The sequence below is a fragment of the Rosenbergiella australiborealis genome, assembly GCF_018494035.1.
Taxonomy (GTDB): Bacteria; Pseudomonadota; Gammaproteobacteria; order Enterobacterales; family Enterobacteriaceae; genus Rosenbergiella; species Rosenbergiella australiborealis.
The window spans coordinates 84146-107854 of sequence record NZ_JABBFO010000007.1; the positions used below are offsets into that span (position 1 = coordinate 84146).

Consider the following 23709-nt stretch of genomic DNA (forward strand, 5'->3'; position numbering starts at 1 on the left):
ATAATTTTTATTTAAAAAACTACTAGACAGCTAGACCACTCTACCGTAATATCCGCATCCGCAACGGCGCTAAGCGCCCGTAGCTCAGCTGGATAGAGCGCTGCCCTCCGGAGGCAGAGGTCTCAGGTTCGAATCCTGTCGGGCGCACCAGTTTTTTAGGTGTCGAGCTGCGGTGGTGTTTTACCGCGTTAGGCTGATGTGTTAGCATCAGTGGTAGTAAGAAGTTAGGGGTGGTGGCTATAGCTCAGTTGGTAGAGCCCTGGATTGTGATTCCAGTTGTCGTGGGTTCGAGTCCCATTAGCCACCCCAATTTTTATCTGATGAGCGACGGTGGCGGAATTGGTAGACGCGCTAGCTTCAGGTGTTAGTGTCCTAACGGACGTGGGGGTTCAAGTCCCCCCCCTCGCACCAGGTAAAAAGTAGTATCGCAGTATTTCGGCGAGTAGCGCAGCTTGGTAGCGCAACTGGTTTGGGACCAGTGGGTCGGAGGTTCGAATCCTCTCTCGCCGACCAAATTTAAAGAAACCCCGCGAAAGCGGGGTTTTTTGTTTTTTAAGGTAACCAATAACCCCCTCCTTGGGATTAGCGTTAGAGCAAGGTAACCTCTCCCTTAATAATAGTGTTTGACCGGCCCCCGACAAAAATTCTCCCATCAAACTGTCTAATCTCAACACCGCCCTCTGCGCCCACGCAAGCTCCTTGTTGCGCGCTGTATTGAGGAGGCAGTTTACCCGCGCCGATCAGCCACTGTGCGAGAACGGCCTGTAAACTCCCTGTCACCGGGTCTTCCACCGCATCACCACCGATAAAAGCACGTACGACCAGTCCCTGAGAGTGTTCTTTAATACTACACATCCCTATCTTAAGGTCGCGTATTGCAGAATAGTCGATATCAAGCTCCAACAGTCGTTCAACCGAGTCAATCACAATGCAATGCCAGACGGGGCCATTACATAACAGTGAGGTCGCGGTTATCTCCTCTGAGCGAAGGCCAGTTGCGGCGAGACAGCGTTGTAATTCTTCATTTGTGAAAGGGCGCTGCTCAATAATCGGAGGCGCCTCAAAAAATAGCTGATCATTGATTTGTCTTATTTCGACAATACCGATCGCCGATTGTTGATAGGTTACGGGCTGTCTGCGTCCATTTAACCAGCTATGGCACGCCCCGAGCGTAGGATGTCCGGCGAAAGGTAACTCTTCAGTGGGGGTAAAAATCCTAACGTGGTAATCAGCACGCAGATCGCTGGGCGGGCTGATAAAAACCGTTTCGCTGAGTTGGGTCCAGCGGGCGAAAGCCTGCATTGTTGCATCTGAATAGTCGTGAGCGTTGCAATGTACGACCGCTAACGGATTCCCTTTTAGAGGATGAGTAGAAAAAACGTTAATTTGCTCAAAGCGTACTGTCATGATAATGATGCCGATAGAGGGATTCGAGCCCTGATGACATCATAGATTAGGCGCTACGGCAAGATAGGGGACAAAGAAGGCGGCTGCAGGCAGCCGCCTAAGCTATTATTGATCCGGATATTTCTTCAGAGTGAGGTGTAAGCCTTCGCGACGCATTTTTGCCGCCTCTTCTGGGCGACGCATTTTGTCGTACACATCGGCGAGCCAAGCATAGTCGAAGCTATCCGGACGCTGAGCTAACGCTGAATTGAACGCATCCGCAGCCTGCTGCCATTCACCACGACGCATTAATAGCTGCCCGAGTGTACTTTCCAATAATGGTGTCGATCCCTGTTGTTTGATCAACTGACGGACTAATTTTTCAGAATCTTCACTATTAGCCGTTTTAATTTTTGGAATGGAGAGCACCAAATTTTCGTTATACCCTCGCTTCAGACCATCGAGGGTAATGACTTGTGCCATATCATGATCGTCACACTCAATCAGATGAGTCACCATTGCCGCTTGTAAGCGGTTATCTTGCCGTGTTTTGCGTGTCTGATGGCTCCACCACTGTTTTAGCCCATCACTGCCTCCTGAAGCCATGGCTTGATCCATTAGGCCAAGCCATGCTTTATGCGACAGTGTTTCAGCATCTTCTTTCGTGATTAGCTGATCTTTTTCGAGTGAAGGAAGAATATCAAGCAGGGGTGACCAAGCGCCAGTACGTAGGTAGGCACTTTGTGCAAGACGTAGTACTTCCGGGTGGCGTGGTGCGACATCTAATAAGCGATCAAGGGTATGACGAGCCGCATGATTTTCACCTCGAGCCAACAAAATACGCGCCCGGGCAATCTCGACTGGAATTTGATTATCGGTACAGAGTTCAGATGCACGTTCGAGATGTTGATTCGCTCGAATTTCGTCACCCCGCTGTTGTGCCGCTTCTGCCGCAAGCAAATAGTTTGCAACGGGGGTATCGGCATGGTCAGCATTTTTTGTGATCAGTTTTTCAACTTGCTGATAATCGCCTTCAGCTAGTTTGATTAAGGCACTATTCGTGTGTTTTTGTGCGATACGATGTTTACGACTGCTAAACCAACGACGAGTCCGAGATCCGGTTCTCAACAAGCGACGGATCACCCACTCAATGAGCAGAATAACGATCAACGCGGCTAACAAGATAATCGCCAACCCGGTAACTGAAGTCTCGATATTCCATTGAGAGGTTTGAATGAGTACGTATCCTTGCTTTCCAGCAAAGAGAGGGCCTAACACGATTCCAGCGATCAATAGGATAAAAAGGAATAAGACCTTGATCATCTTAACCTCCTTGTTGCGGCGATGTGACCGCAGCATGCGAAGGGGCAGGGGAGGAATCGCTAGGTGAACTCATTAATCCGCGTACACGATCTTGCATCAGTTTATCGAGCAGGTTTTGACTCGTGAGCGTTTCGGGCAGATCCATAGAGATAGGTGTTTGTACCAATTGATCGACTTGCGCTAAAAATGCCTTAGTCGCCGGGTCGTTGGTGTTATACCAAGCTCGTACCCACGTGGATACTGCATCGAGAGATTGTTTATAAATCTCCTCTTGATGCCGAGGGATCGCTTGTGCGGCAATCAGTAATTGAGAGCGGATATTTTCCCTTAAATAGATATCTTGATTAGGCGCTAACAGTGGCTGCGCGGTATTATCGCGTCGACGCACCGTGATGAAGTTATTCATAAAATCATGCCAGCTCACCATGAGGTTATGCCGCCATTCGGCGAGAGAGCCAGAAATATCACGGCTGTCCTTATCCATCGGAGCGCCATTTTCGTTATCATCGGCCAAACGAAGATTGTCGACATTGTTAGCCAATTGGCTTACTTGCAGAAGAATACCGTCGTAATCGACTTGGTTAAGTGTCGCAAGCGTTGAGATATCTTGGTTTAATGCGCGGCGGATAGTGAGAATACTCGGATCATCCATCTGCGCTAAACTACGGTCAGCACTTTTAAGTAGCGCTAAGGATGTCGTGACATCTTGATCGCTCCATAATTTGCGACCTGCCAGTTTCACAAGGTAATCCGCTTGTGAGACTAACCAAACACTGGTGTCATTTCCTGTAAGTGAATTAATTTTCTCGCGAAGACCTTGCAGATCCTTATCGGTATCCTGCAATTGTGTTTGAGAATCCTTTAACGCTTGTTCGGTTTGTGACAGTTGCTGTGTAAGTTGTTGTCTATCGCTGTCATTTTTCAGTTGAAACTGTGAAAGTTCCTCACGAAGTGCTTGCGTTGAATTCGACTGTGATTGGTTAAGATGTGTGATATACCATGCACTACCAAGGCCTGAGGCCAATGCAATAACAATTGCTAAGCTCGCAAGTTTTTTACCGTTAGCCGGAGTCGGTGTATTGGTATGATTATCTTTCGTGTCATCCGACATGGCGGAGGGGGCTTTTTGTTCCGTCATAGAGGCTTATCCCATAAGTTTAAGTTCAGCGTAACGCGCGTAATAACGCATCGTTATCCGCACCATCAGCAACAACAATATCTCGCCAGCCAAAGTCGGCAGCAATTGTCGCTAAACGATCACTGACGACAATAAGCCGACAGTGAAGTAACCATTCGTTCCTATCAAGTGCAGGAACTAATTCATAAAGAAGGTTCAACATCTCACCACTTGTCACAATTATGGTTGAGATCCCTTTTTGTCGCCAGTGAAAAGCCTGTTCTGCACCTTGATATTTTACGGGGATACGTTGATAACATTCAAAATAGCTGACATTTGCACCACGAGCTTGTAATACCTCGCCGAGTAACTCTCGGCCACCATTACCCCGTAGAATAAAACAGTTTTTCCCGGTAACCTCTTCCAGAAGGGGTAAGTCCATTAATGCTTCACTAATATTTTTATCAGGGAAATCAACGGCTTTATTACAATAGCGATGCAAGGCCAGTGCACTGTTTTTACCGATCGCTAAGTAATTCACCTCAGTGGGCCACGGCCGATTCTCCGCAAGAAGAAAAGGGCCCGCGTAAGTGAGGGCCCGGGCTGAAACGACGATGATAAAATCACCGTTACTGAGCGAAGGAATACGTGATGAGAAGTCGAGGAGTTGGCGACCCGGTAAAAAGTCGATAAGCGGAAGATGCCATGCTTGGCGGCCGGTCAATCGTAATCGCTTGACCAGTTGGCTACCCTCCGGCATGGGGCGAGTCACCAAAATACTCATGCTATGAGTTTCCTTGATAGACTTTTCGTAATATCTCCCCAGCTCCACGGGCTAAAAGCTCTTCGGCTAACGAGGTACCAAGGGCTTCGGCATCTTCGGCATTTCCATGACGCTCACCGGCAATAATCTGATCGCCTTCCGGCGTCCCCACCAGCCCTCGTAACCAGAGTTTGTCTTCATTAAGGATTGCATAGCTTGCGATAGGAACTTGGCAGCCGCCTTCTAAACGCGTATTCATGGCACGCTCCGCTTGGACACAGAGCTCCGTTGGCGGATGGTTAAGCGGAGCCAATAGTTGGTGCAGTTCAGTATCATCATTACGGCACTCAATCCCGACGGCACCTTGTCCAACTGCCGGTAAAGAGAGTTCTGCCGGCAACGATAGCCGAATTCTTGCAGATAATCCTAACCGGATCAGGCCTGCAGAGGCGAGAATAATGGCATCGTATTCTCCTGCATCGAGTTTCGCTAACCGAGTTCCGACATTTCCGCGCAGTGAACGAATGACCAAATCAGGACGCAAGGCACTCAATTGACACTGGCGTCGAAGGCTAGAGGTTCCAACGACCGCGCCTTTGGGTAATGCATCAATGTTATCGTAATGGTTTGAGACAAAAGCATCTAGAGGGTTTTCACGCGGACAGATGGCGGCTAGTCCTAATCCTTCAGGAAACGCGACGGGCACATCTTTCATTGAGTGTACGGCTAAATCAGCACGCCCTTCTAACATTGCAGATTCGAGTTCCTTTACAAACAACCCCTTTCCCCCCACCTTTGACAGCGGGCTATCCAGTAAAATATCGCCTTTGGTTACCATCGTCACCAATTCAACGCGAAGACCAGGATGATGGGCGATTAATTGTTGCTGCACATACTCTGCCTGCCAAAGTGCAAGAGGGCTTTTACGGGTGGCAATTCTGATTGTTTTGTCAGTCATACTCGAAACCATACTTTTACGTTTATCTATCATCCTAACATTTAAACACGTTATGTGGCAGTTTCCACCGTTGAAAAGCTATGCCGTTTGTTTTTCGATTCTCACCACAGAGATTGTGCAACGGCGATAATTCGTAGATGTTAGGCTAAAGCATCAACACGCTTTACCGGATGAGGTGGCAGTGTTAGATTGACCGACCGCGACCCTTTTATAAATGTCTTGCATGAGCTTAGGTGTGATGCCTTGTACCTGTATATAGAAACATTGAAACAACGAATAGATGCTATTAATCAGTTACGAACTGATCGTGCGACAGCGGCGATGAGTGCTGCTTTTCGCCGTATCTATAGTTTGTTGCCAGTGTTACTGCATTATCATCACCCCGATATGCCAGGCTACCTTTCAAGTAATACCCCATATGGTATTAGTGCCTTTACTCCTGACGCATTACAGCAACAGCTTCTTGAATCGTTATTACCGAGTGATGAACCTAAACTCGTGCCGCCGCCTGACAACTCACCCATTATCGGGTTGTATTCGATGGGGAGTACCTCGTCGGTCGGACAGAGCAGTGACTCGGATCTTGATATCTGGGTATGCCACCAATCTTGGCTGGATGGAACAGAACGGCAAGCGTTGCATAATAAATGTTATCAATTACAACTCTGGTGTAAAAAGCAGGGCGTTGAGATCAGTTTCTTCCTGATTGACGAGAATCGCTTTCGGATGAATGAAAGTGGCGCACTGGGGAAAGAAGATTGCGGTAGCACCCAGCATATTCTTTTATTAGATGAATTTTATCGTAGCGCCGTTCGTCTAGCGGGTAAGCGTATACTGTGGAGCCTTGTTCCTAGTGAGCATGAAGACCATTACGACGAATATGTTATGGAGCTTTATGCTAAAGGCGCTCTAGTGCCCAATGAATGGATTGATCTTGGTGGGTTAGGGACTCTTTCGGCGGAAGAATATTTTGGCGCTAGCCTATGGCAACTGTATAAAAGTATTGATTCACCTTACAAAGCCGTCTTAAAAACTTTGTTATTAGAGGCCTATAGCTGGGAGTACCCCAACACTCGACTCTTGGCGACCGAGATCAAACAATGCCTGCATAATGGCAATATTATTCATTTCGGCCTCGATCCCTATTGCATGATGCTTGAGCGGGTGACGGCTTACTTGGAAGCCATCAATGACACAACGCGGCTTGATCTCGTCCGGCGTTGCTTCTACTTAAAAGTTTCAGAAAAATTGACCACAGAAAGTTGCGCAGACCCTTCGCAATGGCGGCGAGAAATATTATCTCAATTAGTTGAGCGCTGGGGCTGGGGAGAGACCTTATTAAACCAGCTTGATGCGCGAGCATACTGGAAAATTGAGCAAGTGCGTGTGGCTCATAACGAATTGTTGGATACGATGATGCAAAGCTATCGTAACTTGATTCGCTTTGCTCGACGTAATAATTTAAGCATGAGTGCCAGCCCTCAAGATATCGGCGTCCTTACGCGTAAACTCTACGCAGCATTTGAAGCGCTCCCCGGAAAAGTTGCGTTGCTTAACCCCCAAATATCCCCAGATCTTTCAGAGCCACATTTGACGTTTATCTATGTGGCGGAAGGTCGGGCCAATCGCCGCGGTTGGTACCTGTATAACCAAGCGCCTGAAATGAATGCGATTATCAGTCATCAGCCGCTGGAGTATAACCGTTACTTAAATAAACTGGTTGCTTGGGCCTGGTTTAATGGATTACTGACTGAAAAGACACATTTGCATATCAAAGGGACGAGCCTGTGTGATCGTCCTCGACTGCAAGAGCTTGTCCACGATATTACGACGCACTTTCCTATTCGCCTCCCAGCACCGACGCCAAAGGCCTTATACAGCCCTTGTGAGATTCGACATTTAGCGTTGATGATTAATTTGGAGTCCGATCCTACCCAGTCACTGCGTGACCAAGTGGTACTGTTTGATTTTCGGAAAATGGATATTTTTAGTTTTGGACAGCAACAGCGGTGTCTTATTGGCAGCGTCGACTTACTCTATCGAAACTCATGGAATGAAGTCAGAACCCTACATTTTGAAGGGGAAACTGCCATGATCGAAGCATTAAAGACTATTTTGGGTAAAATGCATCAAGATGCGCTTCCTCCTGATGCGGTAGAGGTCTTTTGTTATAGTCCGTATTTACGCGCCTTAATTCGTACACGTGTATTGCAACTCGTCTCCGAATGTATTGACTTACGGCTATCCAGTAATCGACAAGAAACGGGGCGTTTCAAAGCCTTGAAACTGGCCAGTGACACCTGGGGACTTTTCTTTGAGCGGATGGGGGTTTCGGTACAAAAACTGAAGAATGCGGTCGAGTTTTATGGCGCAATCTCTAATAATAAGTTGCAAGGACTGTCGATCCAGATGGACTCAAAGCAAGCGAGCCTACCGACGGTTGTGAAAAATTACGCCAGTGAGGGGATTATTCAGTTCTTTTTTGAAGACCATCCTTCGGCACAAAGTTTTAGCATCTATGTGTTAGATGAGCATAATCATGCGGAAGTTTATCAACACTGTGAGGGGAGTAAAGAGGAGTTAATGCGTGACGTTTGTCGTTTCTACTCCTCCTCCCATGACCGCGTAACCTTTGGGACAACCTCTATTAATTTTAATCTGCCGCAGTTTTATCAGGTCGTTGAGCTTAATGGTCGTTCGCAAATTATTAATTTCCATTCACCGAGCCAAGATGAGGTTACGGAGAAAGTATCTCCGCAACTGGGGCAAAATATTTTACCGCGTTCGCCTTATCGGCCTTAATGGTCAAATTTAACCGTTTCGCCGGCTTGAATAGAGCAGGCCTCAGCCAGTAAAGACCAAAACTCGTTCCCCGTTCTATCACATACCCATTTATCACCGTCTAAAGAAAAGTGATAACCGCCTGCTTTAGTGGCTAACCAGACCTGATGTAACGGTTCTTGCCGATTAATAATGATCTTACTACCATTCTCAAAACTGAGGGTCATGACATTCCCGTGGGTTTCGTAATCAATATCTGCATCCCCATCATGGTCGTCTAAACGTTCTTCGATGGTGAGTAATAACTGGTCTGCTTGTTGATGAAATTGGCTGTCGTTCATGCTCGCTCCTATTTTTATACAGTATAGCGATTGCTACACGGAGGATCATCCGAGATTTATCCCTTCAAGCCTCTCATCAGCGAATTCCACTCTTTTCTATTGCTTTTCCCGTTTCAACTGCGATGATACGTAGAATAGAACGTTAAGTGAGTGGACAACAATGAAGAACGCTGTGGCTAAATGTACGCTTTTTTTTGCCGTTATTGCTTTAGCAGGCTGTGGGTTAAAAGGCCCGCTGTATTTCCCAAAAGATGATAACGGTAAGCAACAGGGACAGAACACCAATTATGACCAAGGTGTTTTTAAAAAAGCGAAGAAAAAATCCGATAACTTATAGTCAGCCAGCATGGCATTGGGGTGAAGCATGCAGTTTTCTAAAATGCATGGTCTAGGTAACGATTTCATGGTGGTGGATGCCGTTACCCAGAATGTGTTTTTTTCTCCAGAACTGATTCGGCGTTTAGCCGATCGCCATTTAGGAATTGGTTTCGATCAATTATTAGTGGTGGAACCGCCTTATGATCCCGAGCTTGATTTTCACTATCGTATTTATAATGCGGACGGTAGTGAGGTCGCTCAGTGCGGTAATGGAGCTCGATGCTTCGCACGTTTCGTTCGTCTTAAGGGATTAACGAATAAGAATAGTATCCGGGTCAGTACGCAATCAGGGCAGATGGTGTTAACGGTTAATCGTGATGAATTAGTACAGGTCAACATGGGTGAGCCTAACTTTGAACCGTCGGCCGTCCCTTTTCGTGCGAACAAGGCAGAAAGTCTCTATCTGCTACGTGTGGAAGAAAAAACGGTGATGTTTGGTGCGGTTTCTATGGGAAATCCGCACTGTGTGATCCAAGTTGACGCGACAGCGACAGCTGAGGTCGAAATACTTGGCCCGATTTTAGAGAGTCACGAACGTTTTCCAGAGCGAGTGAATGTTGGCTTTATGGAAGTCATTAGCCCAGAACACATTCGTTTACGGGTATATGAGCGTGGGGCCGGTGAAACTCAGGCTTGTGGCAGTGGAGCCTGTGCGGCGGTAGCCAGTGGTATTCAACAGGGGCTATTAGGTCAGAATGTACGGGTTGATCTTCCGGGGGGAACCTTACAGATTTCTTGGCAAGGACCTGGAACGTTTTTATTTATGACGGGCCCTGCTACGCATGTTTACGATGGATTTATTCATTTATGAGCACTCACCAAGAGACTGAACATTTGCCACCTCAGCCTTTAGATGATGAAGCTGTTAGTCAATATCTAATGGAAAATCCTGATTTCTTTATACGTAATGCCCGTCAGGTCGAGCAAATGGTCATCCCTCATCCCGTGAAGGGCAGTGTATCGCTAGTCGAATGGCAGCTGACACGCCAGCGTCAACAGATCGTGAATCTTGAGCAGGAGATCACGCTCTTAATGGAGCAAGCACAGGCTAATCAACATCTTTTTAGCCAGTTACTCCATCTGCAATCTCATCTTGCTACAGCCACCGACTTGGCCGAGCTTCAACAGCGCCTCCATCAATGGGCAAGAGGGCTCGGGTTGGCCGGTGCGACATTTCGTTTATTTAACGATAGCTGGCAATTAGCGGTACCGAGTGGCTCGCACCATGTCGGTTTGGAGAGACATGTTTTTACCCCGCTGCAACTTCAGCGACTTAGCCAAGATAATCACTATCTTGGTCGTTTGCATGGGCCAGAGCTCTTACTATTACTGCCCGAAGCAAAAGCGGTCGGATCGGTTGCGCTCTCTCTACTCACCGATAAGGGGCAGGATGTCGGTGTGCTTATTTTTAGTAGTCGCAATAAACATCATTACCAATCGGGTATGGGAACAGAACTGCTCGATTGTATCGCCGGCTTCCTTCCCCAGCTTTTAACCCGTTGGATAAGCCGTTTATGATGCCAGCGAGTGAGTCTTTATTTCAGCGCTGTGAGGACTATTTAAGATTTTTACGAGTAGAGCGGCAGCTTAGCCCATTGACCATTACTAATTATCAACGGCAGCTACAGGTAATTTGTCAATTTTTTGAATCAACCTCTTTAGGATCATGGCAGCAACTTACCCCTGTGCTGATTCGCGCTATGGCGGCAAAATCACGTCGAGACGGTCTCAAGGCGGCCAGTCTTGCCTTACGGCTCTCCGCGCTACGGAGTTTCTTAGATTGGCAAGTTTCGCAGGGCTTGTTACCTGCAAATCCTGCCAAGGGAATAGCAACCCCTCGTGCTGCACGTCCGCTACCTAAAAATATCGACGTTGACTCCGTGGATCAGTTGTTAGCCATTGATCTACAAGATCCCCTCTCTGTACGTGATCGAACGATGTTGGAAGTCATGTATGGCGGTGGCTTACGTCTTTCCGAATTAGTGAATTTAGATTGCCAACACCTTGAGTTAGAATCCGGTGAAGTGTGGGTGATGGGAAAAGGCAGTAAAGAGCGTCGTTTACCTATAGGTAAAACGGCGGTTGAGTGGTTAGTCCGCTGGCTTGAAATGCGGGAGCTATTCTTACCTGAAGATAATGCAGTATTTATCTCGCAACAAGGTCGACGCATCTCGACGCGTAATGTTCAAAAACGTTTTGCACAGTGGGGCGTATTGCAGGGGATAAATACTCATATTCATCCGCATAAGCTGCGCCACTCTTTTGCGACGCATATGTTAGAATCGAGTGGTGATTTACGTGCGGTACAAGAACTGTTGGGTCATGCAAATCTTTCGACGACGCAGATCTATACTCACTTAGACTTTCAGCATCTTGCCTCGGTTTATGATGCAGCTCATCCCCGCGCAAAACGAGGAAAATCCTAATGCGTTTTTATCGACCCCTTCATCGACCTCAGGCGATAACGTTCGATTTAGATGATACGCTCTATGATAATCGACAAGTTATCCTCACAACCGTTGAGAAAACACATCAGGCGCTACAGGCATGGCATCCCCGGCTCGCCCACGTCACCCATGACGATTATAACCGTGTTCGTTTAACGCTTGAACAGCATCATCCCACTATCATTCATGATATGACTGCGTGGCGTTATGCGACTCTCGTCCAATTGATGCAGAACGTAGGCCTAAGTGATGTGGATGCTAAGCGCGGCGCGGAACAGGTGATGGCCGTTTTCCACCAGTGGCGCAGTGCCGTGGAGATTCCGTGCATGACTCATCAAGTCCTGGCTGAGCTATCGGCAAAAGTCCCTTTAGTCGCTATCACGAATGGTAATGCCGACGCGAGCCAATTAGGCATCGCTCAGTACTTTGCGCTTATCTTACGTGCTGGACCAGATGGTCGGGCAAAACCTTCTGCCGATCTTTATCAGATCGCAGCGAATACGCTAAATATGCACCCTGCAAAGATTTTACATGTCGGCGATGATCTTATCACTGATATCCAAGGGGCATTGGTGGCGGGTTATCAAGCTTGCTGGATCAACGACCGTCAACAGGATCTCCTCACTGCTCGTTCTGCGCGATTGGTTCCTCATCTTGAAATTTCACGGTTGGATTCACTGACCAGCTTGCTATAATGGCTGTAAATATATACAGCCTCCTCTTACTTATGCAACGGTGCTTATGGACGTTTCTGAACTGCTTGACGGCTTAAATGATAAACAGCGCGAGGCGGTAGCCGCTCCGCGGAGTAACTTATTGGTTCTAGCTGGTGCAGGCAGTGGTAAGACGCGAGTATTAGTCCATCGTATTGCATGGCTTCTGACTGTTGAACGTTGTTCACCTCATTCAATTATGGCGGTCACCTTTACGAATAAAGCCGCGGCAGAAATGCGACATCGTATTGAAGAGGTCGTTGGCACTAGCCAAGGCGGAATGTGGATTGGTACGTTCCACGGTTTGGCGCATCGCTTGCTTCGCGCCCATCCTCTTGATGCCGGCTTACCTGCTGATTTTCAAATTCTCGACAGTGAAGATCAATTACGTCTTTTAAAACGACTGCTTAAAGCTCTCAATTTAGATGATAAGCAGTGGCCAGCTCGTCAAGCCATGTGGTACATCAATGGGAAAAAAGACGAAGGGCTACGTCCAAAACATATCGACAGTTACGGTAATCCCGTTGAGCAGACGTGGCTTTCTGTCTATCAAGCCTATCAAGAGGCGTGTGACCGCGCCGGTTTGGTGGATTTTGCCGAGCTATTACTGCGAGCTCATGAGCTCTGGCTGAATAAGCCCCATCTTCTCAATCACTACCGTGAGCGTTTTACCAATCTTCTAGTCGACGAGTTCCAAGATACCAACAATATCCAATATGCATGGATTCGGATGCTCGCTGGCGACAGCAGTAAAGTCATGATTGTGGGGGATGATGACCAGTCGATCTATGGATGGCGAGGCGCACAAGTAGAAAATATTCAACGATTTTTGAACGATTTTCCCGGGGCACAGACCATTCGGTTGGAACAAAATTACCGCTCAACACGTAATATTTTACAAGCTGCAAATATTTTAATTGCGAACAATGCGGGGCGATTGGGTAAAGAGTTATGGACAGAAGATGATTCTGGAGAGCCGATTTCACTGTACTGTGCGTTTAATGAACTTGATGAGTCACGCTTCGTGGTTAACCGTATTCGTCACTGGCATGAACAGGGGGGAGCACTTGCTGATTGCGCGATCCTTTATCGTAGTAATGCCCAGTCCCGTGTATTGGAAGAATCACTGCTACAAAGTGCGCTACCTTATCGTATCTATGGCGGCATGCGCTTCTTTGAACGTCAGGAAATTAAAGACTCTTTGGCCTACTTACGATTAATGGCAAATCGTAACGATGATGCCGCTTTTGAACGCGTGGTTAACACGCCTACCCGTGGAATTGGCGATCGTACACTGGATGTGGTGCGACAATTTGCCCGTGATCGGCAGTTAACGCTCTGGCAAAGTGCTCGTGAATTGTTGCAAGAGAAAGCGTTAGCTGGGCGTGCCGCGTCATCATTACAACGTTTTATTGAGCTTATTGAATCGCTGGTTTACGAGACCAGTGAAATGCCCCTCCATGTTCAAACTGACCGGGTAATCAAAGACTCCGGGTTGTGGATCATGTATGAGCAGGAGAAGGGAGAAAAAGGTCAAGCACGTATTGAGAACCTTGAAGAGTTAGTTACGGCAACGCGCCAGTTTAGCTATCAAGATGAAAATGAAGATTTAATGCCGTTACAAGCCTTCCTTTCACACGCCGCACTGGAAGCCGGTGAAGGACAAGCAGATAAATGGCAAGATGCCGTGCAGTTAATGACTTTACACTCAGCAAAAGGATTGGAGTTTAGTCAGGTCTTCATTGTGGGGATGGAAGAGGGGATGTTCCCGAGTCAAATGTCGATTGAAGAGACTGGGCGTTTAGAAGAGGAACGGCGCTTAGCGTATGTCGGTGTCACCCGAGCGATGAAAAAACTTACCTTAACTTGGGCGGAGAGCCGTCGTCTTTATGGTAAAGAGGTGAGTCATCGTCCTTCACGATTTATTGGTGAACTTCCTGAGGAGTGCGTAGAAGAAGTCAGATCGCGGGCAACGATCACTCGCCCTGTGGATACTAAGCGTATGGGGGCTCCGGTTATTACTAATGATAGTGGGTGGAGCCTTGGGCAACGCGTTCGCCATACGAAGTTCGGAGAAGGCACAATTATTAATCTTGAAGGTAGCGGTGAGCATTGTCGTTTACAAATTGCCTTTCAAGGGCAAGGCGTGAAATGGCTTGTTGCAGCTTATGCACGTTTAGAAACAGTTTAATGCTTACGGTTCTTGACGATATTTTCGTCTCAGCGTAACATGCGCCCACTATAATTCTTAGAGGACAAAGACCTTGGACACACCCAGTCGATGCTGGATCAACTTCCTGCTTAACAGGAAAAAAGGCTAAGGTTACCTCTCTTTTGACCGGTAAACCTAGCTGTTTACCGGTGATTATTTCCCGTCATCATGATCATCAGCACTGATATTTTCACAATCTGTGAGCCTCGTGTTCGAGTATAGCTAAACGACTCGTTTTAACCGATGAGTGTTGGCTTTGTCTTGTCCCTGCCGATAAGCAAGGGGAGTCATACTGCTATGTTGAGTGCATTCAAACTTGAAGAAAATCGCTTGGGCCGGATGGAACCAGAAGAGAGCAACACCGCGCTTTCTAATGCCGTCTGGGTTGATCTCATTGAGCCAGATGAAGATGAACGCGATCTGGTACAACAAACACTCGGTCAAGGTTTGGCGACTCGACCAGAACTTGAAGATATTGAAGCCTCTGCACGTTTCTTTGAAGATGAAGATGGTTTGCATATTCACTCCTTCTTTTTTTACGAAGATGCTGATGATCACGCAGGTAATGCCACGGTTGCATTCACCATTCGTGACGGCCGCCTATTCACGTTACGTGAACGCGAACTCCCTGCTTTCCGCCTTTATCGTATGCGCGCGCGCAGTCAAACCCTGGTCGATGGGAATGTGTTTGAGGTATTGCTTGATCTATTTGAGACAAAAATCGAGCAGCTCGCGGATGAGATCGAAAACATCTACAGTGCATTAGAAAAATTGAGCCGTGTGATTATGGAAGGTCAACAAGGCGAAGAATATGACGAAGCACTCTCTCGCTTGGCAGAACTTGAGGATATTGGTTGGAAAGTACGCCTTTGCTTGATGGATACCCAGCGGGCATTGAACTTTTTAATCCGCAAAGCACGCCTTCCGGCTAATCAACTCGAACAGGCTCGCGAAGTATTGCGTGATATTGATTCTCTCTTACCGCATAACGAATCTTTATTTCAAAAAGTTAACTTTTTGATGCAAGCGGCAATGGGTTTTATCAGCATAGAACAGAACCGTATTATTAAAATCTTCTCAGTAGTTTCAGTCGTCTTCCTACCGCCAACGCTGGTGGCATCAAGCTACGGTATGAACTTCGAGTATATGCCAGAGCTGAAATGGGCATTTGGTTACCCTGGTGCAATTTTATTGATGATCCTTGCAGGGTTAGCTCCTTACCTTTACTTCAAGCGTAAAAACTGGCTATAACCTCTTCTTTCGGCGCCTTTGGCGCCGTTTTCTTATCTAAAGCGTAAAAATCCATAATAGCGAATACAGGATTATTTTTACTGCTTATTGCCATTAGTGAAATTCCTTTCTCATTTTTCATCAATAAAAGATGAGTTAAATTAAAGATTAAAAGACTAGCTCTCTGAGTGTTTGTTTTTAAAGTTATGATTTAAAACATTTTTATTTTTAGATGCCATGCGAAACAGTATTATTTGTCAAAAAAATGTCACTAATTAATATTTTTTAATTCATATATTTACAAAAGGAAACGCTTAATTACGAATAGATGTGTAGAGTACTCCCTACACACTAGGGAGATAATATTATGAAAAAAATAACCATCGCAATGCTTGCTTTACTTGCACTACCAGCTATCACTTCTGCAAAAAGTGTCTCTGTTACTGATCTTTCAGTACAAGGCGCTGAAAATAAAATTATGAAAATCGCAGAAATGCATGGAGCGGAATATACCATCACCGGAGCAAGTTCAGGTAACTTCGTACGGATGACAGCTATTCTGCACAATATCGAAGATATTTCTGGTCTAGGTCGTAAAAACTAATGATAGCCGTATAAGGGTGATAGGAAGCTATCATCCTTCTGTTTTTTGATAACCGTTTCACTTTTTACCTCGTCCCTTTTGTCTCCACCTTTCCCCTGAACGCTTAGCCTGCCTAAAACTAGACTTCCTTTAAAAACGTCCCAGAATCAGCATTCGCTCGAGTATGTTGTCATTTATCATCATATTCTTCTGTCATAAAAAGCAATTTCAGGTCAAAATTACGCCTTTGGTACAGCCTTTTCATAGCCAATTTAGGCTACTTTATTTAATGACAGGTGATAGGGATAACTATGCAACGAAAGTGTTTAGTGTTGGCCGCAGTGCTGGGATTACCTCTGGTAGCTCATGCAGAAAGTGGATATGACGTTGGTGTACAAAATAATTCGCCAGTACCTGGCAGCATTATTTCTAATCTATTACATAAATATGATAATGCTTTTGTCTTGTATCCTTATGAAGATAACTACGTTTTATATACCTACACTAGTAACATTAACAAAACGGCTATTGAAAGCTATGACTGGGCGAGCAATGCACGTAAAGATGAGCTGAAATTCCAACTGAGTCTCGCTTTCCCTATTTGGCGTGGCATTTTAGGCGACAACTCTGTCTTAGCCGCCTCCTATACTCAACGTGCATGGTGGCAGATCTCAAACAGTAAAGAGTCTTCTCCCTTCCGTGAAACTAACTATGAACCGCAACTTTTTGTGGGCTGGGCGACCGATTATTCATTGGGAGACTGGACGCTGCGAGATGTGGAAACCGGTTTAAACCATGAGTCGAACGGACGCAGTGACCCTACCTCTCGTAGCTGGAACAGAGCCTACCTGCGTTTAATGGCGGAAAATGGTAATATGACTGCCGAAATTAAACCTTGGGTTCGCCTCGATACTGGCGGCGGTGATGATGATAATCCGGATATCATCCGATACATGGGGCATTATCGTGCGAAATTAGGATATAAGTGGGGCGAAAGCGTGTTCAGTGTTGAAGGTCAATATAACTGGACGTCTGGATACGGTGGTGCACAGCTTGGTTGGAGCTATCCTATCACTCGTAACGTCAGATTTTATACCCAGCTTTACAGTGGTTATGGCGAATCGATGATCGATTATAATCATCGCCAAACTCGAATCGGTATTGGTCTAACCCTTAATGATGTTCTCTGATATAACAGGTAGCTTGTGGCAACATTGGTAGAAGCGGGCCAGGAAACTGAGGCAATCCAGATATTGCAGGAAACGTTTGGTTACCAGCAGTTCCGGCCCGGTCAAGACAGTATTATACAAGCGGCGATTGCTGGGCAAGACTGTCTTGTCGTGATGCCTACCGGTGGGGGTAAGTCACTCTGTTATCAAATTCCCGCGTTAGTGCAAAATGGCCTAACGCTGGTAGTTTCTCCGTTAATCTCCTTGATGAAAGATCAAGTCGATCAGCTTCGTGCTAATGGCGTGAATGCGGAAAGTCTTAACTCGAGTCAGCCGAGAGAGCTGCAACAGCAGATTTTTCAAGCCTGTCGTCGCGGGGAGATTAAGCTCCTTTATGTCGCGCCTGAACGCTTAATGATGGAGAGTTTTCTCGATACATTAAGTGAGTGGCAGCCAGCGATGATCGCGGTTGATGAAGCCCACTGTATCTCGCAATGGGGCCATGACTTTCGGCCGGAATACGGTGCAATTGGCCGTCTAAGAGAACGATTCCCGCACTTACCCATTATGGCGTTGACGGCTACGGCAGATAGCACGACCCGTCACGACATTTTGCAACGCCTTCAATTAAAAAATCCTTTTATTCAAATTAGTAGTTTTGATCGGCCTAATATCCGCTATACCTTAGTGGACAAATACAAACCTACCGATCAACTACTGACCTATTTACGTGATCAGCGTGGTAAATGCGGCATTATCTACTGCAACAGTCGGGCTAAGGTTGAAGATACCACAGCGCGGTTACAAAGCCGTGGATGGCGTGTCGGTGCTTACCATGCAGGATTAGACGCTGATGAACGTGCGCGGGTACAAGAAGCCTTCCAACGCGACGATTTACATATTGTCGTGGCGACGGTAGCGTTCGGTATGGGAATTAATAAACCTAATGTTCGTTTTGTTTTCCATATGGATATTCCGCGTAACATTGAATCTTACTACCAAGAAACCGGACGAGCAGGGCGAGATGGACTCCCCGCTGAGGCGATGATGTTGTATGACCCTGCGGATATGGGATGGTTACGCCGTTGTCTGGACGAGAAAAGCCCGGGGGTCAGTCAAGATATTGAACGACATAAGCTGAATGCGATGGGGGCTTTTGCTGAGGCTCAGACCTGTAGACGTTTGGTCTTATTGAACTACTTTGGTGAAAATCGTCAAGCAGCATGCGGTAACTGCGATATCTGTCTAGATCCTCCCCGCCGTTATGATGGCCTCGTTGATGCACAAAAAGCGCTATCGACGATTTATCGAGTCGGACAACGCTTTGGAATGGGGTATATCGTTGAAGTATTACGCGGTGCGGCCAACCAGCGTATTAAAGAATTTGGCCATGATAAGCTTCCCGTTTATGCCATCGGCCGTGACCAAAGCCATGAGCACTGGGTCAATGTCCTACGGCAACTTATCCATCTTGGGTTGGTGACACAAAATATCAGCCAACACTCGGCGCTGCAATTGACCGAGAGTGCGAGGCCGGTATTGCGTGGTGAATTACCCTTGCAGCTCGCCGTACCCCGGATCATTGTAACTAAAACTCGCCCTATGACGAGCCGCATATCTGGCGGTAACTATGATAAAAAACTCTTTGCTAAATTACGTAAGTTACGAAAAGCAATCGCTGATGAAGAAAACATTCCCCCTTACGTTGTTTTCAACGATGCAACATTGATTGAACTGTCAGAAATTCAACCGCATTCACCTTCAGAAATGTTGGGAATTAACGGTATCGGTCAGCGAAAGCTGGAACGATTTGGGCGTCCTTTTATGCAGTTGATCAAGCAGCATGTGGATGAAGAATAACGTTGTACTCTATGTCTATTACTCAAAGGAGTTTTTATGATTACTCTGTTTCTTACCGTTGCGCTGGTACAGATTGTTGCGCTGGCGAGCCCCGGTCCGGACTTTTTCTTTATCTCACAAACGGCGGCCAGCCAATCTCGACGCGACGCATTTAAAGGGGTCATGGGAATTACTCTCGCCGTTGCTATTTGGGCGGCAGTGGCTCTCTTAGGGCTCAATATATTGTTGAAAAAAATGGCGTGGTTACACCAACTGATCCTATGGGCGGGTGGGGCATATCTGACATGGATGGGGATACAAATGCTTCGCTCAGCATGCCAAACTCGAACATCTAGCAGTGAGCAGACGACAGTGGTACCAACAAGCCGCAAGAAAAATACCTTTATACGCGGTTTACTGACTAATCTTTCCAACCCTAAGGCTATTATCTATTTTGGTAGCATCTTTTCCCTCATTGTCGGTAACGACGTCAGTAATGTGACTCGTACTGCAATCTTTATCCTTATTGTTGCAGAAACACTGATTTGGTTCAGCTTAGTCGCTACACTCTTCTCGCTACCGTGGATGAAGGCGAAATATCAACAGTTAGCTAAATGGATTGATGGTGTGGCGGGAACTCTATTTGTCGCATTTGGTTTACATCTTATCTTTTCTCGCTAACGATGAAGAAGTTACCTTCGCAATGGACGCATAGAGAGAAAGCATTCTCGGCATTTATTACCGGGCCATTGTTATCATTTTGGCGGCAGCGGCAAGAACGTCAGTTTGTGGGCAAAGAGGGGATTACGATTCGCTACGTAAGGCTGACGTCAGCATCGCATAAAAAAGCGATTTTAATCGTTCCCGGTCGTTCAGAAACTTACGTGAAGTACCCCGAAGTAGCATGGGATCTCTTTAACTGTGGCTATGATATTTTTATCATCGATCATCGCGGACAAGGGCTTTCCGATCGATTGCTGGACGATCCACAACTGGGCCATGTTGTCCAGTTTTCAGATTACGTCGATGACTTGGCCCAATTATGTGACATTGAGATCTCGACATCCCGCTATCAACAAACCTTTGCCCTAGCCCATTCGATGGGGGGGGCAATAGTGACGCTATTATCGCAGCGTCAGCCCGATCGGTTTACAGCCACGGCGTTGGTGGCACCGATGTTTGGCATTGTTTTACCAATGCCTGAGTGGGTCGTAGAACGAATACTTAATTGGACGGAAGCTCGTCCTCATTTGCGGGAAACCTTTGCATATGGCACACGACACTGGCATGCCATACCGTTTGGCATCAATACACTGACTCATAGTCGTGTGCGTTATCAGCGAAACATTCGTTTCTACGCCGATCAACCTGAACTACAAATTGGTGGGCCAACTACGCATTGGGTACGAGAGGCGATTCTGACTGGACGTCATATTGAGAATATTGCGCCGACGCTGACCCACCCCGTGTTGTTATTACAAGCTAGCGAAGATCAAGTGGTTGATAATCAAGCGCAAGACCGATTTTGTTTAGCGAGAAATCTCGCCGGTTTTCCCTGTTATGGCGACCATCCGCAGGTGATGGATGGCGCCCGTCACGAAATTTTATTTGAAAAAGATGAAATTCGGGCGAAAGCATTACAGAAAATTACGGATTATTTTTTAACCTTTAATACCTAAAGCAGTTTAATTTCTCGGGCTCAAAATAGTGTTGAGTCTGCATAATTGAGAGGTCGTCATGTACCCTATTGTTGCTTCTGATCTCGATGGAACCTTGCTCTCTCCAGAGCATTCATTAACCGACTTTGCTGCCCAGACACTACAGCGTGTCACTCAGCGTGGTGTCTCATTTGTGTTTGCAACCGGTCGTCATCATGTTGATGTAGCGCAGATCCGTGAAAAACTTGGTATCGATGCTTATATGATTACATCGAATGGCGCACGTGTGCATGATACGCAAGGCAATTTGTTGTTTGCTCATAACTTAGACAGAGATATCGCTGAAGAACTTATCCTGCTTAAGTATCAAGATAAGGAGATCTTGACCCAAATTTATCGTGATGATGAGTGGTTCATCGCTCGGGAATGCCATGATGATTCTTCATTTTTTATGGAGTCTGATTTTCGTTATCAGATCTATCAGCCGGTAGATTTTTCGTTAGAAGGTATAAGCAAAGTCTTTTTTACCTGCAATGATCATCAACAATTATTACAGTTAGAAACGGCCTTAGTCGCCCGTTTCGGCGACCGTGTCAACGTCAGTTTTTCATTACCGATCTGCTTAGAGGTCATGGCAGGCGGTGTCTCGAAAGGCCATGCTTTAGATAAAGTCTCTCGTCGACTCGGCTACAGCCTACAAGACTGTATTGCCTTTGGTGATGGTATGAATGATAAAGAGATGCTCAGTATGGCGGGTAAAGGCTGCATTATGGAAAATGGCCAGCAGCGATTAAAAGAGTTACTCCCCGACTTAGCGGTGATTGGCAACAATGGTCAAGATGCCGTACCTCGTTATTTACGCCAATTATATGCAGTGACTGACTAACGACGATATATATGTCGCAACGCCTGATGCTAACCGTTATCGGTTGGCAATTATCGATAAGAAGAGGGCGAGTTGGCACCGTCTTGTCACCTGAAGGTTAATAGGCCACTCTGTAGGTGATATTTCGATCAGGCGGTGACCAGTGCTCCGGAGGCATCACGGACAAAAGGTAATTGCCGGGCATGTTGCTGCGCGTGCGTGATAAAGGCGTCGAGTACCGGCTGACGGTTTTCCCCTTCGCGCGTTGCTGCATACAATCGACTCCACAAACCATTATCCAGAGTGCGCGTCACCACCAATTTTTGCCGCTCAACATTCTCCACCACCCAATGGGGTAGCGCTGCAATACCCATGTTGGCAGATACCATCTGAATCAACAATAAGGTGTTATCGACCGTTTTTAAGGATGGCGAAATGCCCGAAGGCTGTAAAAAATGGCGCCAAATATCGATACGCTGACGTTGCACTGGGTAGATCAGTAAGGTCTCTTCGCTGAGGTCTTCCGGTAAGATAGTGGGTTTGGTTGCTAAAGGGTGGTCCACGGCCACGATCAGCCTGACTTCAAAATCGAATAATGGCGTATAGTGCAATCCGCTTTTCGGCAGAATATCTGAAGTTAAAACCAGATCCAGCTTACCTTGTTGTAAGGCGGGTTGCGGATCGAAAGTAACCCCTGAAATAAATTCTACAGCTACCTGTGGCCACTGCTCTCGAAAGCTATTGAGTGCTGGGGTCATCCATTGAATACAGCTGTGGCATTCGATGGCGATGCGAAGGGTCGTTTGCTCAGGGGCTTGGCATGCCTGTAAGGCTTGATGAACTTGCGGCAATACGGAATCGGCGAGCTGAAGTAAGACTTCACCTTGACGTGTGAATCGCAGGGGTTGGCTCTTACGTACAAAAAGTCGAAAGCCTAGACGTTGCTCAATATCACTAAATTGATGTGATAACGCCGACTGAGTTTGATGCAAATGAGCGGCTGCAGCGGCTAAAGATCCGGTCTGTTTCAAGGCTTGCAGTGTTTTCAGATGCTTAATCTCAATCATGGTACGTTTTACCTTTGGTAATGATGACTCTCTTTTTATAGCCAACAATGTACTGATTATTACCGGGTGTGTAAACATCTGGATGTCTAAACATCTACGTTATTTTTCTTCAACTTGATCACGCAGCTTTCTCATCATTGAAAAACGATGACGTTTTCCTCTCTCTTGAGTTTGACGAACAGTCAGCAGAGTGATCGCGGTTTTATCTCACTTTTGCGGAGAATTTTCGGGGGATCTGGAGGGAGTCGCTAAAATAAAGCACGGTCGTGCCCCGCCTCAGCATGACTTATCACGGGGCAGTCAAGGTACTCGCTAGGGGTTGATTTGGCGACGTACACTACACGCCACAACATTGCCTTTTTTACATCCTAATTCAGCGTATTGCTGTGCTTTTGCTAGATTTTTATCGGTTCCGCGACCGTAACGATAAAGATTGGAGAGATATAAATACGAAGTGGCATCGCCCAACTCTGCCCCTTGTTGATATAACTCACGGGCGCGCGTTAAGTCTTTAGGCAGTGCATAACCATTCTCAAACATATGTCCTAACGCACTGTAGGCAGCAGGTTGTTTAAGGCCAGTTGCCAGCTGATAGTAGCGTACCGCCTGAGCATAGTATTGACTACCACGCATCTCATACATTGTCCCCGCCGTAATACAGGCATCCCCTTGTTGATTTTCACAGCGCTTGATCTGATTATCGAGCTCTGCCTGTTGGGCATAGGTGGCGTGTGTTGATGATGATGAAAAATAGTTCACAAATCGATGATAAGTGCTACAACCGGAAAGTGTTAGCGCTAAAACGGCAACACTGGTTGGGATCAAAAATTTCATAAGGCCCTCTCGTTCAATATCGACGCCTCAGGGAGTGCCTCCCTG

Annotated in this window: 22 protein-coding genes and 4 tRNA genes; 18 read left to right on the forward strand and 8 right to left on the reverse strand. The window is 46.6% G+C overall.

Annotation, left to right across the window (positions count from 1 at the left end; translation table 11 throughout):
• The first annotated feature begins 73 nt into the window (after window positions 1-73).
• The 4 genes from HGT73_RS09025 to HGT73_RS09040 all read left to right on the forward strand — a co-directional run bounded on the left by HGT73_RS09025 (window position 74) and on the right by HGT73_RS09040 (window position 513).
• A tRNA-Arg gene (locus HGT73_RS09025) sits at window positions 74-150 on the forward strand.
• 83 nt (window positions 151-233) lie between these two features.
• A tRNA-His gene (locus HGT73_RS09030) sits at window positions 234-309 on the forward strand.
• A 15-nt stretch (window positions 310-324) separates the two neighbouring features.
• Window positions 325-411, forward strand: a tRNA-Leu gene (locus HGT73_RS09035).
• Window positions 412-436: 25 nt separating this feature from the next.
• Window positions 437-513: transfer RNA gene (locus HGT73_RS09040), tRNA-Pro, on the forward strand.
• Window positions 514-588: 75 nt separating this feature from the next.
• Here HGT73_RS09040 and HGT73_RS09045 read toward each other — a convergent pair.
• From HGT73_RS09045 to hemC, 5 genes are all read right to left on the reverse strand, one after another.
• Window positions 589-1407 carry a PhzF family phenazine biosynthesis protein gene (locus HGT73_RS09045; RefSeq protein WP_214213892.1) on the reverse strand — a complete coding sequence of 273 codons (819 nt, stop codon included), beginning with the start codon at window positions 1405-1407 and terminating at the stop codon, window positions 589-591.
• Window positions 1408-1512: 105 nt separating this feature from the next.
• On the reverse strand, window positions 1513-2709 hold the full coding sequence (gene hemY / locus HGT73_RS09050) for a protoheme IX biogenesis protein HemY (RefSeq protein WP_214213900.1): 1197 nt from the start codon (window positions 2707-2709) through the stop codon (window positions 1513-1515).
• A gap of 1 nt (window position 2710) precedes the next feature.
• Complete coding sequence (gene hemX, locus HGT73_RS09055) at window positions 2711-3847, reverse strand: uroporphyrinogen-III C-methyltransferase (protein WP_214213907.1); 1137 nt, start codon at window positions 3845-3847, stop codon at window positions 2711-2713.
• Between the two features lie 25 nt (window positions 3848-3872).
• Window positions 3873-4610, reverse strand: a complete 738-nt coding sequence (hemD, locus tag HGT73_RS09060; protein WP_214213909.1) for a uroporphyrinogen-III synthase — start codon at window positions 4608-4610, stop codon at window positions 3873-3875.
• A gap of 1 nt (window position 4611) precedes the next feature.
• Window positions 4612-5547 (reverse strand): hydroxymethylbilane synthase, encoded by a 936-nt coding sequence (gene hemC, locus HGT73_RS09065; RefSeq protein WP_214213911.1) that lies wholly within the window; start codon window positions 5545-5547, stop codon window positions 4612-4614.
• 243 nt (window positions 5548-5790) lie between these two features.
• Between hemC and HGT73_RS09070 the strand changes: the two genes are divergently transcribed.
• The gene (locus tag HGT73_RS09070) at window positions 5791-8349 is read left to right on the forward strand and encodes a class I adenylate cyclase (RefSeq protein WP_214213919.1); all 2559 of its coding nucleotides are present in this window, start codon (window positions 5791-5793) and stop codon (window positions 8347-8349) included.
• On the opposite strand, the gene cyaY is transcribed toward HGT73_RS09070, so the two are convergent.
• Window positions 8346-8669 carry an iron donor protein CyaY gene (gene cyaY / locus HGT73_RS09075; protein WP_214213921.1) on the reverse strand — a complete coding sequence of 108 codons (324 nt, stop codon included), beginning with the start codon at window positions 8667-8669 and terminating at the stop codon, window positions 8346-8348. The two genes, HGT73_RS09070 and cyaY, sit on opposite strands and share 4 nt — an antisense overlap.
• A gap of 160 nt (window positions 8670-8829) precedes the next feature.
• Between cyaY and lptM the strand changes: the two genes are divergently transcribed.
• The 13 genes from lptM (at window position 8830) to yigL (ending at window position 21784) form a co-directional block, all read left to right on the forward strand.
• Window positions 8830-9006, forward strand: a complete 177-nt coding sequence (gene lptM, locus HGT73_RS09080) for an LPS translocon maturation chaperone LptM (protein ID WP_214213922.1) — start codon at window positions 8830-8832, stop codon at window positions 9004-9006.
• 27 nt (window positions 9007-9033) lie between these two features.
• Complete coding sequence (dapF, locus tag HGT73_RS09085) at window positions 9034-9858, forward strand: diaminopimelate epimerase (protein ID WP_214213924.1); 825 nt, start codon at window positions 9034-9036, stop codon at window positions 9856-9858.
• Complete coding sequence (locus HGT73_RS09090) at window positions 9855-10565, forward strand: DUF484 domain-containing protein (protein ID WP_214213926.1); 711 nt, start codon at window positions 9855-9857, stop codon at window positions 10563-10565. Before dapF ends, HGT73_RS09090 begins: the two co-directional genes overlap by 4 nt.
• On the forward strand, window positions 10565-11473 hold the full coding sequence (gene xerC / locus HGT73_RS09095) for a tyrosine recombinase XerC (protein ID WP_214214100.1): 909 nt from the start codon (window positions 10565-10567) through the stop codon (window positions 11471-11473). Before HGT73_RS09090 ends, xerC begins: the two co-directional genes overlap by 1 nt.
• The gene (gene yigB, locus HGT73_RS09100) at window positions 11473-12189 is read left to right on the forward strand and encodes a 5-amino-6-(5-phospho-D-ribitylamino)uracil phosphatase YigB (RefSeq protein WP_214213928.1); all 717 of its coding nucleotides are present in this window, start codon (window positions 11473-11475) and stop codon (window positions 12187-12189) included. The genes xerC and yigB overlap by 1 nt, the downstream gene beginning before the upstream one ends.
• A 46-nt stretch (window positions 12190-12235) precedes the next feature.
• A complete protein-coding gene (gene uvrD / locus HGT73_RS09105; RefSeq protein ID WP_214213936.1) occupies window positions 12236-14398 on the forward strand; it encodes a DNA helicase II in 2163 nt (720 codons plus the stop codon).
• Between the two features lie 318 nt (window positions 14399-14716).
• Window positions 14717-15670, forward strand: coding sequence for a magnesium/cobalt transporter CorA (corA, locus tag HGT73_RS09110; RefSeq protein ID WP_214213938.1), 954 nt, complete (start codon window positions 14717-14719; stop codon window positions 15668-15670).
• Window positions 15671-16016: 346 nt separating this feature from the next.
• Window positions 16017-16253 carry a DUF1471 domain-containing protein gene (locus HGT73_RS09115; RefSeq protein ID WP_214213941.1) on the forward strand — a complete coding sequence of 79 codons (237 nt, stop codon included), beginning with the start codon at window positions 16017-16019 and terminating at the stop codon, window positions 16251-16253.
• 290 nt (window positions 16254-16543) lie between these two features.
• Complete coding sequence (gene pldA / locus HGT73_RS09120; protein WP_214213943.1) at window positions 16544-17422, forward strand: phospholipase A; 879 nt, start codon at window positions 16544-16546, stop codon at window positions 17420-17422.
• A 15-nt stretch (window positions 17423-17437) separates the two neighbouring features.
• Window positions 17438-19261, forward strand: a complete 1824-nt coding sequence (gene recQ / locus HGT73_RS09125; RefSeq protein WP_214213945.1) for an ATP-dependent DNA helicase RecQ — start codon at window positions 17438-17440, stop codon at window positions 19259-19261.
• Window positions 19262-19297: 36 nt separating this feature from the next.
• The gene (gene rhtC, locus HGT73_RS09130) at window positions 19298-19921 is read left to right on the forward strand and encodes a threonine export protein RhtC (RefSeq protein WP_214213947.1); all 624 of its coding nucleotides are present in this window, start codon (window positions 19298-19300) and stop codon (window positions 19919-19921) included.
• Window positions 19922-19923: 2 nt separating this feature from the next.
• Window positions 19924-20919, forward strand: coding sequence for a lysophospholipase L2 (gene pldB, locus HGT73_RS09135; protein WP_214213948.1), 996 nt, complete (start codon window positions 19924-19926; stop codon window positions 20917-20919).
• 58 nt (window positions 20920-20977) lie between these two features.
• Window positions 20978-21784: a sugar/pyridoxal phosphate phosphatase YigL gene (gene yigL / locus HGT73_RS09140; protein ID WP_214213950.1), complete on the forward strand. Its 807-nt coding sequence runs from the start codon at window positions 20978-20980 to the stop codon at window positions 21782-21784.
• A gap of 128 nt (window positions 21785-21912) precedes the next feature.
• On the opposite strand, the gene metR is transcribed toward yigL, so the two are convergent.
• Complete coding sequence (gene metR, locus HGT73_RS09145; protein ID WP_214213952.1) at window positions 21913-22830, reverse strand: HTH-type transcriptional regulator MetR; 918 nt, start codon at window positions 22828-22830, stop codon at window positions 21913-21915.
• A gap of 312 nt (window positions 22831-23142) precedes the next feature.
• Window positions 23143-23664 carry a tetratricopeptide repeat protein gene (locus HGT73_RS09150; RefSeq protein ID WP_214213953.1) on the reverse strand — a complete coding sequence of 174 codons (522 nt, stop codon included), beginning with the start codon at window positions 23662-23664 and terminating at the stop codon, window positions 23143-23145.
• Window positions 23665-23709: the final 45 nt, after the last annotated feature.

Bases quoted from the DNA above. Each gene is read 5' to 3' on its own strand.
- HGT73_RS09045 (WP_214213892.1), bottom strand. From the start codon at position 1,407: ATGACAGTACGCTTTGAGCAAATTAACGTTTTTTCTACTCATCCTCTA.
- hemY (WP_214213900.1), bottom strand. From the start codon at position 2,709: ATGATCAAGGTCTTATTCCTTTTTATCCTATTGATCGCTGGAATCGTG.
- hemX (WP_214213907.1), bottom strand. From the start codon at position 3,847: ATGACGGAACAAAAAGCCCCCTCCGCCATGTCGGATGACACGAAAGAT.
- hemD (WP_214213909.1), bottom strand. From the start codon at position 4,610: ATGAGTATTTTGGTGACTCGCCCCATGCCGGAGGGTAGCCAACTGGTC.
- hemC (WP_214213911.1), bottom strand. From the start codon at position 5,547: ATGACTGACAAAACAATCAGAATTGCCACCCGTAAAAGCCCTCTTGCA.
- cyaY (WP_214213921.1), bottom strand. From the start codon at position 8,669: ATGAACGACAGCCAATTTCATCAACAAGCAGACCAGTTATTACTCACC.
- lptM (WP_214213922.1), top strand. From the start codon at position 8,830: ATGAAGAACGCTGTGGCTAAATGTACGCTTTTTTTTGCCGTTATTGCT.
- dapF (WP_214213924.1), top strand. From the start codon at position 9,034: ATGCAGTTTTCTAAAATGCATGGTCTAGGTAACGATTTCATGGTGGTG.
- HGT73_RS09090 (WP_214213926.1), top strand. From the start codon at position 9,855: ATGAGCACTCACCAAGAGACTGAACATTTGCCACCTCAGCCTTTAGAT.
- xerC (WP_214214100.1), top strand. From the start codon at position 10,565: ATGCCAGCGAGTGAGTCTTTATTTCAGCGCTGTGAGGACTATTTAAGA.
- yigB (WP_214213928.1), top strand. From the start codon at position 11,473: ATGCGTTTTTATCGACCCCTTCATCGACCTCAGGCGATAACGTTCGAT.
- uvrD (WP_214213936.1), top strand. From the start codon at position 12,236: ATGGACGTTTCTGAACTGCTTGACGGCTTAAATGATAAACAGCGCGAG.
- corA (WP_214213938.1), top strand. From the start codon at position 14,717: ATGTTGAGTGCATTCAAACTTGAAGAAAATCGCTTGGGCCGGATGGAA.
- HGT73_RS09115 (WP_214213941.1), top strand. From the start codon at position 16,017: ATGAAAAAAATAACCATCGCAATGCTTGCTTTACTTGCACTACCAGCT.
- pldA (WP_214213943.1), top strand. From the start codon at position 16,544: ATGCAACGAAAGTGTTTAGTGTTGGCCGCAGTGCTGGGATTACCTCTG.
- rhtC (WP_214213947.1), top strand. From the start codon at position 19,298: ATGATTACTCTGTTTCTTACCGTTGCGCTGGTACAGATTGTTGCGCTG.
- pldB (WP_214213948.1), top strand. From the start codon at position 19,924: ATGAAGAAGTTACCTTCGCAATGGACGCATAGAGAGAAAGCATTCTCG.
- yigL (WP_214213950.1), top strand. From the start codon at position 20,978: ATGTACCCTATTGTTGCTTCTGATCTCGATGGAACCTTGCTCTCTCCA.
- metR (WP_214213952.1), bottom strand. From the start codon at position 22,830: ATGATTGAGATTAAGCATCTGAAAACACTGCAAGCCTTGAAACAGACC.
- HGT73_RS09150 (WP_214213953.1), bottom strand. From the start codon at position 23,664: ATGAAATTTTTGATCCCAACCAGTGTTGCCGTTTTAGCGCTAACACTT.